At 42.6% G+C, this 10,852-nt stretch carries 9 protein-coding genes; all 9 read right to left on the bottom strand.

Annotation, left to right across the window (positions count from 1 at the left end; genetic code table 11):
- Positions 1-419: 419 nt before the first annotated feature.
- The 9 genes from QZ327_RS13395 to QZ327_RS13355 all read right to left on the bottom strand — a co-directional run bounded on the left by QZ327_RS13395 (position 420) and on the right by QZ327_RS13355 (position 10,436).
- Positions 420-1,475, bottom strand: a complete 1,056-nt coding sequence (locus QZ327_RS13395; protein WP_294620101.1) for a BF3164 family lipoprotein — start codon at positions 1,473-1,475, stop codon at positions 420-422.
- Between the two features lie 281 nt (positions 1,476-1,756).
- Positions 1,757-2,902, bottom strand: coding sequence for a 6-bladed beta-propeller (locus QZ327_RS13390; protein WP_294620099.1), 1,146 nt, complete (start codon positions 2,900-2,902; stop codon positions 1,757-1,759).
- 20 nt (positions 2,903-2,922) lie between these two features.
- Complete coding sequence (locus QZ327_RS13385; RefSeq protein ID WP_294620097.1) at positions 2,923-3,963, bottom strand: BF3164 family lipoprotein; 1,041 nt, start codon at positions 3,961-3,963, stop codon at positions 2,923-2,925.
- Positions 3,964-3,974: 11 nt separating this feature from the next.
- The gene (locus tag QZ327_RS13380; protein WP_294620095.1) at positions 3,975-4,124 is read right to left on the bottom strand and encodes a hypothetical protein; all 150 of its coding nucleotides are present in this window, start codon (positions 4,122-4,124) and stop codon (positions 3,975-3,977) included.
- Between the two features lie 221 nt (positions 4,125-4,345).
- Complete coding sequence (locus QZ327_RS13375) at positions 4,346-5,503, bottom strand: phosphatidylinositol-4-phosphate 5-kinase (protein ID WP_294620093.1); 1,158 nt, start codon at positions 5,501-5,503, stop codon at positions 4,346-4,348.
- Positions 5,504-5,580: 77 nt separating this feature from the next.
- Positions 5,581-6,873: a pitrilysin family protein gene (locus tag QZ327_RS13370; protein ID WP_294620091.1), complete on the bottom strand. Its 1,293-nt coding sequence runs from the start codon at positions 6,871-6,873 to the stop codon at positions 5,581-5,583.
- Between the two features lie 18 nt (positions 6,874-6,891).
- Entirely contained in the window at positions 6,892-7,650 is a 759-nt protein-coding gene (kdsB, locus tag QZ327_RS13365) for a 3-deoxy-manno-octulosonate cytidylyltransferase (RefSeq protein WP_294620089.1), read from the bottom strand.
- A gap of 12 nt (positions 7,651-7,662) precedes the next feature.
- Positions 7,663-8,082, bottom strand: a complete 420-nt coding sequence (locus QZ327_RS13360; protein WP_294620087.1) for a 2-amino-4-hydroxy-6-hydroxymethyldihydropteridine diphosphokinase — start codon at positions 8,080-8,082, stop codon at positions 7,663-7,665.
- A 32-nt stretch (positions 8,083-8,114) separates the two neighbouring features.
- A complete protein-coding gene (locus tag QZ327_RS13355; protein ID WP_294620085.1) occupies positions 8,115-10,436 on the bottom strand; it encodes a transglycosylase domain-containing protein in 2,322 nt (773 codons plus the stop codon).
- Positions 10,437-10,852: the final 416 nt, after the last annotated feature.

The following is a 10,852-nucleotide window of genomic DNA, read 5'->3' as shown; positions in this document are numbered from 1 at the left end:
ATTCAATGCCTCTTTAAAAGCTTCGCAAGCCACCTCGTTCCAGTGTTCCACACGATTTTTCCGCCAACCATAAACAAGAACGGCAGTTGTGGCAACTACCAACACGACCACTACAATAACTATTTTTCCTTTCATTATCATCATAACCTCTATTTTCTGGTAAAGATAACGGAATATTGCAGCAACGGCCTTTCGTATTTATATCAAAAGTTATCAAATCCATATCAATAACCCGCACAACAAGCTCAGAAACGACAATTATTCTTCACAAAACGGCATCCGCCATGTCTGGGTTATCGTCCGTATCTATCTCTTTTCTGTAAGAGCATACAACTCAAAAGTCATATAATCTTCCGAATTACCATAAAGTATTTGATAATCACGGCTTATATACAGGAGTACGAATGTGTTTTTTCTCATTACTGCATGAGATACAACAAACTGTTTAATGAATAAACATAAACTTTGGGAATCGACTCTCGACTTAAACCATATAACACATTTTCAATAATACAAAATGCATATAAAGGCTTCGGCAATTCACAATGTATTATAGGAGTACCATTCCAATCATAAACTAATAGATGAGAACAATTAAAAGTATCATCTCCCTTCTCTTTTAAGTTTTTTCCTGAATATAGTAAATAAACAAAACGTTCATCTGCATTTAAATCACTAAATCCGTATATATCATCACGAACAAAAGCTATAATTTTACCCATTTCCGCAGCTTGAAATTTAGGAAAAAAATAATGATGCTTTTGTTTTAAGACCAACTTACCATCAAGCAATATATCATAAAAATCAATCAGGCCAAAACAGCTCAGTACCAACGTTTTTTCATTACCGGCCATCAATGTCCCCGTAAACAAAGCACCTTTGTGTATATAATCAAGCTTTTCAATCTCTTCATTTAATGGATATTCTGCATTTATAACAACCTGATTGGTTGTTTTATCAAATGAATATACACGTCCCTCTTTAAGTAATCCGATACCATATATATAATTTTCTGTTTCAAGAAAACGGAAAATGTTCTCCCCTTTTTGAATTGGCAAATCGTAAACCAACGAATGTTCTGTAGTCGAGTCATTCTGTAGTTTTTCTAAATTAGTTGCATAAATTTTTCCTTGTCTATAATCGGTAAAGCAAAAAGATGTTGGATCAATGGTTTTCACTATAGAGTATTGAGACATTTCTCCCGCTCCCTGCCCAATAACATTGCGGGTAATAACATTACCTGAACGAAGATTCAAATAATGCATTTCCTTGTTTCCTGTTATACTACAAAAAATTAAAAAGCTATCTTTACATTGAATATAATGCGGATTTAATATCCCAATATTCTCCAAATCAATAGAATCAATCACTTCCAATTCTATAGTTTGCGCAAAATCAGAAAATATAAAAGATTCCTTCTGCTTGCCACAAGCTGTAAGCAATAATCCAATTAATATACTTATATATAGTTTCATTTTAATAAAGTTATATGGGTACCCAAAAACATAAACAAAATATTACCAAAGCTCACAATATGGATAAAATATATTTATTATTCTTCACAAAACGGCGCCCATCATGTTTGGGTCGTATATTGAATGTATCTCAGTATACGACTAAGACCCACTCAGTATACGACTGAAATACATTCACTATACGACTGAATCAAGGGGATTTTGCATGCGCTCATTATCAGGCAGTTGCAAAAAGGTATTTGAATGGTATAAAATCAGGACAAATATCCCGCTTGTTCAATTTAAATTTGTATTTTCAACAAAACCGGATTTTGGTCCTCACCACTATATCGCATCTTCTCCGCCAAAACTTTTTGTTGTTCTTCGGTTAAATTCTTCTTGGCATAATCCATAACCGGATAAGGAGACAAGACTATCACAAGTTGGTTGTCTGGTTGCACGAAATAAGACAGTTCACTCAAATCTAATTCATAACCGGAAAGACACATGTCATCCGTCAATCTATTGCCAATGACGGTCTCGTTTCCACGTTTCATACACCAACAGACATTTCCATCATAACACAAAGAAAACAGGCAGGAAGTATCATTATGAATGAACAATTCTGTGCCGTAAGCATACGTTTCCTTAAACAAACTCTGAAAGAAGTCCATGATGTCACGGTATTTATGCTCATAGAACGAAGCCGGAATATTCCTACCACCCAAATTTAATACATATTCGGGAGTAACTTCTCCATTATCCGAGAGGGAATAGATGGTATCGTTGAACATCTGATAAAACAGACATTGCTCTCCGTTGCCTGAAAAATGATTCAGGGATTTCACATGCAAATAGGCAGATTTAAAGTCGTCTATCAACAAAGCTTCGTGTACTATGGTTTCAGTCTCTAAATTCAAGGTATACAATGTATGCTTATAATCCTTGCTCTTTTCATTCCCTGCATACAGCAGCATTCTGTCCTTCCCCAAAAAATAAATCTTCTCAACCCAATTGCCCAAAGTGATTTTCCTGCCTAAACTACCCTCCCAGGTATATTTATACAAGGCTTTATTGTTCCTGCTCAACACCCACACATCGCCATTTTCATCGACCTGAAAATCGGATATATTGATATATTCAGACGGTGCTTTCCCCCTATGGCAAATGGATGATATCAAATCACCGTCTTGAGTAAATTTATACAACGTACCTTTATCTGCCGCATAAATAAAATTCTTCGCGACAATCACCCGTACCAATTCATCAATAACCACCGAATCGTTTGCCGCCAAAGGGACACACTGTACGGAAGATGCAAAAGCCGACATCCGCAAAGAGGATGTTGATGAAAGAGAGGGGACGGAAAGTTCTGTCAAAGAGTTTTTCCGGACTTCCTGACTGCAAGCTGTAAACAGCAATAACAAAAGCCAAAATATATTTTTCATAAAAGCATAGATTTTTTCATTTATACCAACTCGAAGCGATAAACAACAGCTATATCACCTTGATAACGGACGACATAAGCATATCGCCCATCCACGCACAAATTACTGACAGGAAACGGCAAGACATACTTCCTGACTTTTTCGCCTTTCCAATTGAAACAAAGGATTTCTCTTGATGCCATACCCTTCGCTGCCGCTTCGGCATAGCTTAATGAAGAATAAATAAAACAAATCAACTCATCCGAAACCGCCATTTTCATAAAACCGGCTATGCTTTTATCATAATCAACGGCAAAACGTCCTCCTTTCTCTCTTATTTGAGGGGCATTTGCAAATGGGCTCACGAATGTCCTATGGATTTTATTGTCAGCAAGTTGATAGATTTCAAACACGTCAGAAGCAAATGTCGAAATTACAAATTTCCGCTGCTTATCATTCGATTTGATATCGCCCTGAAAAACACTCCCCCGATATATTCCTTTTATCTCTTCATAACCAAAAGGATAATCGAAAAGAAAATTCCTAATGCTGTCATTCGAATCCAGAACGCCCAAACGCCCTTCCCCAAATGAGCCCACAGCAAGTTTCCAATCATTCAAAAAGCAAAAACGTGCAGGACGAAAGTTTGCCGTATAGGGATAAGGCACTTGCTTTACATTTACGGAATCACTGCCATTTAAGACATTCGCGATTGAGACATGGTTTATTTTCTTCTTCATATACTCACTGAAAATGAGCAAAGAATCCCGTATCACAAAGTTACTTCCAAAATCGAGGTACTCGTCCGGACCATTCCCTTGCTTCCCCCATCTTTGCACCAACTTGCCACTTTCCATATCTATCAATGAAAAATGGTACTCATCACGCATGTGCTTTGCAATCAGCATTCCATCATAAATGCCGATATCCGTTATTGGAGCCAATACTTCTTCATCAGCATAGATACTATCCAATGCTGTTATCTCAATCACCTTATCAAAGGTGTCAATTCCTACAGTAGTTTGTTTACAAGATATGAATATCACTAACAATAAGGATAATATAAATAATTTACTCTTCATTTTTGCTACCGTTAATTGGATTTAGTCAAAGAATAGGACATTAAGTAGTTACTACAAACGCGAGTATTTTTATCGTCCTTTTTTTCATAATGGCAAAACGTTGCCTGTTTGCCGGTAAGGGGTTCTGCCAGTAAACCGGCAACAATTAATTTTGTTTTCATAGTACCATTTGTTTTGAAGTGATTATTATGTGTTAATTCTATAAACACAAAACTATCAAATAAATTGGACAATCAACAATTTTAGGGCTGAGAATTACTGACAACAAGAGATTTTTCTTTTTTAATTACCACATTTACGGAATATCCCTGCTTAAAGACACAAAAAAAGGCAACTAATCCGCAATGAATCAGTTGCCTTTTGTATTATTTAAGGGATATCCCTAATTGCCCAATCTTCCCATTTTATAGGTACCCTTCCGCACCAACTTTCCGTTCTTGTCCGTCTCCACAAACGGACCGTCCTTTTTGCCTTGCTTGAAAGAACCTTCGTAACGGTTGCCGTTCTTATCTTCCTGCACGCCACTTCCCTCTTCCAAGCCGTTGACGAAACCACCTTTGTATTTGGTACCATCAGTAAGAATCAGCGTTCCTTGACCATTGAATTTATTATCTTTCCATTCGCCTTCGTAGGAGTCTCCGACGTTCCATTTATAGGTGCCATAGCCGTTACGCTGGTTATCTTTCCACTGCCCGTCATATACGGCACCGCTTGCCCATGTAAATATGCCATGTCCGTCCTGCATGCCGTCCTTGAAACTTCCAACATACTTATTGCCGCTGGCATGGTAGTAAATACCTTCACCGGTCCGCTCGCCTTGTACGTAAGAACCCTCGTAGCGGTCGCCCGTATGAAAGAAGTAAATACCCTTGCCATGCTGAACGTCTTCCTTCCAATCGCCTACATACTTGTCATCGTTAGCATATTCGAACGTACCTTTACCGTCACGGACATCATTCTTCCATTGTCCGTCGTATTTGCAACCGTCATTCCAGATTAGCGTGCCTTCACCGCTCTTCTTGTCACCTTTCCATGAACCGATGTATTTGGAACCGTTTTTCCAGGTATAAGTACCTTCACCCTCACGTTTGTCGTTCACCCAATCACCTTCGTAAAGGTCGCCGTTATAATAGTACATGGTTCCTTTACCCTGTTGGTAATCCTGAAACCACATGCCATCGTAACGGTTGTTGTTCATAAAATAATAGATACCCCTACCGTGCTGCTGGTCTTGAAACCACTGACCGTCATACCTCTCACCATCGGGGAAAGTGTATACGCCATATCCCTCACGTTTTCCCTTGACGTATTCGCCTTCATAGACATCCCCGTTTTTGAAAACTGTTTTTCCCCTACCGTTGGGTTTACGTCCTTTCATCTCACCGGTATAGACAGAGCCGTCCTTAAACGTATAGGTCCCTATTTTTATTTCCGGTGAGAAAGTTCCTTTTATTCTATCGAAGAAACCGCTTTTTTCTTGGGCTGCGGCACCACCCTGTGATAAGTATAGCAGAATAATTGCAGTGTATAGATACTTCATCTTTGGTTACGTTACTTGATTAGGATTTTGACAAAGATACGATTAATCTGCTAAAACCACGAGCCGCCTCCCGCTTTTTATGACATTTTTTTGCCGGATATGACTTCTTTTAATTTCTCTTTGCACAAATACCGCCCGGCAAGTTCGCGTATCTCTTCAGTGGAAATCTCCTTCACCGCATTCAGGGCATCATCGAAATAGCTGTCGTCAAAACCCGAAACCTGAACGAACATCCACGCATCTGCCAGTGAGAATGCCGATTCATAGCTTCGGCACATTTCGCCCAGCATATAATTCCTTACCATAGCCAATTCTTCTTCCGGCACCAAATCATTCTGCAGACGATCTATTTCATGGTAGACTTCCTTGATGAGGGGTTCTACAAATTCGTTATCGGTTTCCGTATTGACAACCAGCATCCCCTGTCCCGGATAGGAAACGATGCCTGCTGAAATGCCGTAAGTATATCCTTTCTCTTCGCGAATATTAGACATCAGGCGGCTTCCGAAATAACCGCCGAAGAGCGTCACCATTACCCGTGCCTTCAGGTAGTCGGGATGGCAACGGTCCAACGAAAGCATCCCCATGCGTACTGCACTCTGCATGGCATCGGCATGTTCCGTGAAAATCCGTTTATCTGTACAGGACACCGGAAAGAACTCCCTTTTCTCCGGTTTGCGGCAATCCTTGCCGAACGGTTCACTGCCAAACAGCTCCTCAATCCGCCGCACGCAATCGTCGCTAACTTTTCCGGACACGTAAATCGTACAATTCCGGGAATGATAGTGCCGGTCGTAAAACTCCCGAAGCACGACAGGATTTATTCGGCTGTAATCCTCTTTCCGTACCAGTCGTCCGCAAGGATGCGCTTCGCCGTACACGGCTTTCATCAACGCCCGATGCGCCAGAAAGTCCACTTTGGAAGAATTGACCATGAATTGCCGGATATTATTATCTACTATAATACCTAATTCCTTCTCTGGAAACAGAGGTTCTTTTACAATGGATTCCAGTATTTCCAATGTCTGTGGCAGGTATTTATTCAGCGAATAAAGAGTGATGTACGCATATTCCGATGCGCTGGACAGCTCCAGCCAGGCGCCGTAATAGTCCAGCTTCTCCGCTATTTCTCCGGCAGTATACCGGAGCGTTCCTTCACGCAGCATGCGGTTGGCAAACAGTGCCTGCAACGGTTGCGACTGTTGCCAGCGACCACCTTCTATCAGCAGGTCTATGCGTACCACTTCGTTATCACCGGAATCGAGTATATTCAAGATTATACCGTTGGGCATAACATATCGTCGGGGCACCTGCACTGCCAAGTGTCCGATGTCCTTTACTTCAGGCTGAATGGTTCTGTCTAAAAGCATCTTCACCAATCAAACGGTTCATCGGGCATTCCGGGCTTGCAAGAAAAGCTCTGCCTGTTCCAAATCCTGAGGCGTGTCGATACCGATTGTCTCTACTTCCGTAATACCGACTTTAATGGTATAGCCATTCTCCAACCAACGCAACTGTTCCAGCGATTCCGCCAGTTCAAGCTGGGATTGTGGCAGCGAAGTTATCTCCTTCAACACTTCCACTCGGTAGGCATACAGCCCGATATGTTTGTAATAAGTATGGTTTTCCAGCCATTTCCGTTTTTCCGCATTACGCTGATAAGGAATGATGGAACGGCTGAAATAGAGCGCATTCATGTTTTTACTAAGCACCACTTTGGGAGAATTAACATTCTCTAACGCCTCAAACCCGTTGTCGACGGTAAAAGGCTTCACCAATGTGGCAATCTGTGTGGACGGGTCATCGAAACAAGCCTTTACGGTTTCCAGTTGAGACGGCTGTATGAAAGGTTCGTCACCCTGGATGTTTACCACTACGTCAAAACCTTTCCCAACTTTGCTGCAAGCCTCGTAGCAACGGTCTGTGCCGCTTCTATGGTGAACGGATGTCATTACGACTTTTCCGCCGAATGCCTTTACGGCAGCTTCGATACGTTCATCATCGGTCGCCACGTAGGCATCGTCCAAAACGCCTGCCACCTGTTCATATACCCGTTGAATAACGGTTTTTCCACCCAATAATGCCAAAGGCTTGGCGGGGAAACGCGTAGATGCGTAACGGGCGGGGATTATTCCCAGAAATTTCATATCGTCAAAGTTTTATTTACCATGTTGATTTATCATATTGTCAGAAAGGTAATCCCGCCGCACGTGCCCGTCCAGTTCCTCCAACCCACGAACGATATAATCCCGTTTCAAATCCTCGGGCTTATACGCCTTGTCATCGCAGGTCAACAAGTCAATGTCGAGACGGACAATCTCCTGCCGCTTCTCCTCGGGCGTCCTTCCTGCCTCCCATTCTATCTCCTTCAAACGGCGTATCACTTCATCAACACCGCATTCGGAAACGAAGCGTGCCACCTGATTGGCAAATAGTGCCTGTCGTTGGAAGAACAACGGTTTCGTATCCGTCGCTGCCGCAAAACGGATGTCAGGAAAAAACTCGGACAACCTTTTACGTGCCAATGCCAGATTTTCCAGCCTGTGCTCATTGCTCCCCACACAAACAGTGTACACCATCCCTGCTTTTAATCTTTTTAAATTCTCAAGTTTCAGTCAAACAAATCATCCAATCCCATTTCCGATGCCGGTTCTGCATCCTCATAGTCGCTGTCTTTGCATGGATTGAAACCCTCGGGCAACTGGAAAGTTTCGTTTTCGTCATATCCTAACGATTTGTCGCCAAGCACTTTCACCATATATTTCGCCCAAATAGGCAATGCCATCGAAGCTCCTTGGCCATGCAACATCGTATCGAAGTGGATGTCACGGTCCTCACCGCCTACCCAGCAGCCGGACACCAACGAAGGCGTAAATCCCATAAACCAGCCATCGGCATTGTAATTGGTCGTACCGGTCTTACCGCCCATATCCGCTTTCACGCCGAGACGGCGGACACGTCCACCCGTACCTTCATTGACTACCGCCCGCAACATTACCAACATCTTGTAGGCACTGGATGCGCTTATTACTTCCTGCATTTCGGGCGAGAACGTAGCCAACACATTACCGTCATTATCCTCGATCCGGGTAACAAACAGCGGCGCCACGCGAATACCCTTATTCGGGAATGCCGTATAGGCACTTACCATCTCACCTACAGAGATTTCGCAAGGACCGAGGCATAGGGACACTGAAGGCACTATATCACGGTTACGCACACCGAAACTGTGTACCAGCCGTTTCAATTCATACGGATTTAACTTGCTCATCAGATAGGCGGTAATCCAGTTATCCGAATTTGCCAATCCCCACTTCACCGTCACCATGTCGCCATAACGCTTGTTGTTGGCATTGCGCGGTGTCCAAGGATTCCCGTTTTCGTCTATCAATGTATATTCCACGTGACGTGCTTGGTCGCAGGGAGAGAAGCCGTTCTCCATCGCCAATGAATAGACGTACGGCTTCATCGTAGAACCAATCTGACGGCGTCCCACCATCGCCATGTCATATTTGAAGTAGTGATGGTTCGGTCCACCCACATAAGCCTTCACATGACCGTTACGCGGATCCATCGACATAAATCCGGCACGCAGGAAGAATTTGTAGTAACGTATGGAATCCATCGGCGTCATCACAGTGTCTTTCTCACCACTCCAACTGAATACGGACATTTTTTCAGGTGTATTGAATGCTTTCTTGATTTCCGCTTCGGAAGCTCCGGCGCTCTTCATGGTACGGTAGCGATCTGACAAACGCATGGCGCGTCCCAGGATTTCATCTACCTGCTCCTGTGTCAAGCGGAAAGTATAAGGCGCTTTCTTGGCACCTTTTTTCTCCTTGAAGAAGTATCCTTGTAACTCTTTCAGGTGCTCCACTACGGCATCTTCCGCATATTTCTGCATACGAGAGTCTATGGTGGTGTAGATTTTCAGCCCGTCCGTGTAGAGGTTATATTTACTTCCGTCTTTCTTCGTATTCTTTTCACACCAGCCATACAGCGGATTCGTAGCCCAGTCAAGCGAGTCCTCATAATATTTCTGCGCCTGCCAACCACGATAATCGGACTTTTTCGGTTCCTTCGCATTCAGCACACTACGCAGATACTCACGGAAATAAGTGGCAAGACCTTCATTATGGTCTACGCGGTGATACGATAATTTCAGAGGTAACGCCTGCAACGAATCACGCTCCTCCACGGTGATGTACCCGGCTTTGCGCATTTGGTCAAGCACCACATTACGGCGTCCGCGTGCACGCTCGTTATAACGTACCGGGTTGTAAAGAGACGGATTCTTGCACATACCCACCAATGTGGCAGCTTCCTCCATTTTCAGTTCTCTCGGTTCGCATCCGAAATAGGTATAGGAGGCAGTCTTTATGCCGACCGCATTGTTAAGGAAATCGAACTTATTGAGGTACATCGTTAGAATTTCCTCTTTGGTGTAATAACGCTCCAACTTCACGGCAATCACCCATTCAATGGGTTTCTGGAACAGCCGTTCCATTACGTTGTCGGCACTTGGTGAATAAAGTTGTTTGGAAAGCTGTTGGCTGATTGTACTACCGCCACCGGCATTCTTCTGCATCAGTATTCCACGTTTTACTATGGCACGGAACAGGGCGATGGCATCAATACCCGAATGCTCGGCAAAGCGCACATCTTCCGTTGCAATCAGTGCATTGATAATGTGTGGAGAGAGTTCATCATATCCCACGAATACACGATTTTCCTTACTATAGGAATATGTACCCAATACCTTTCCGTCTTCCGAGAAAATCTCCGTTGCAAATTTATAATTGGGGTTTTCCAAATCTTCTACAGGAGGCATGTAGCCAATCCAACCTTTTGCTATTGCAAAGAAAATAATAACACACGCCAATGCAATCAGTGCTATGAAAATCCAAAGGACTTTTACGACTTTCTTTATCATGTCCGGTTCTACAATTTCTGTAATAATAATTATGTGGTTATAACAATAGGGCAAAGGTACGGAAATATAATGTATCTACACTTAACTACGGCTGTTTTTTTCGTCTTTTTTAGGTCTGGGCCACGGCTTTTAAAACAATCCCTACCTTCCCGAGGAGTAAACCGACGGTAAGCGTCGGACGGTTAGAGCTTAGTATAGCCGGAATTAGTTAATTGCGGCTGGGAAACGTAAAAACCGCCTTGGTTCTTTCTACGGAGAAGGATGTTTATTAAAGTTAACATAGGTATTTAATCCTTTAATATCACATATAATCAGCAATTTATCGTATTAAAGTGATTGACCATTAGCAGTGTCGTTTTAATACTCAATATGTTTTTCTTTTCATTCAAATTAGTTATCTTTGTATGTTATAACAA

Source organism: uncultured Bacteroides sp. (assembly GCF_910578895.1).
Taxonomy (GTDB): Bacteria; Bacteroidota; Bacteroidia; order Bacteroidales; family Bacteroidaceae; genus Bacteroides.
The sequence above is the reverse complement of the archived record's forward strand: the minus strand, read 5'-3'. Positions and strand labels throughout refer to the sequence as shown.

Coding starts and splice junctions, on each gene's coding strand:
- QZ327_RS13390 (WP_294620099.1), bottom strand. CDS start 2,902: ATGAAAAATATATTTTGGCTTTTGTTATTGCTGTTTACAGCTTGCAGT.
- QZ327_RS13370 (WP_294620091.1), bottom strand. CDS start 6,873: ATGCTTTTAGACAGAACCATTCAGCCTGAAGTAAAGGACATCGGACAC.
- QZ327_RS13385 (WP_294620097.1), bottom strand. CDS start 3,963: ATGAAGAGTAAATTATTTATATTATCCTTATTGTTAGTGATATTCATA.
- QZ327_RS13380 (WP_294620095.1), bottom strand. CDS start 4,124: ATGAAAACAAAATTAATTGTTGCCGGTTTACTGGCAGAACCCCTTACC.
- QZ327_RS13375 (WP_294620093.1), bottom strand. CDS start 5,503: ATGAAGTATCTATACACTGCAATTATTCTGCTATACTTATCACAGGGT.
- QZ327_RS13395 (WP_294620101.1), bottom strand. CDS start 1,475: ATGAAACTATATATAAGTATATTAATTGGATTATTGCTTACAGCTTGT.
- QZ327_RS13360 (WP_294620087.1), bottom strand. CDS start 8,082: ATGGTGTACACTGTTTGTGTGGGGAGCAATGAGCACAGGCTGGAAAAT.
- kdsB (WP_294620089.1), bottom strand. CDS start 7,650: ATGAAATTTCTGGGAATAATCCCCGCCCGTTACGCATCTACGCGTTTC.
- QZ327_RS13355 (WP_294620085.1), bottom strand. CDS start 10,436: ATGATAAAGAAAGTCGTAAAAGTCCTTTGGATTTTCATAGCACTGATT.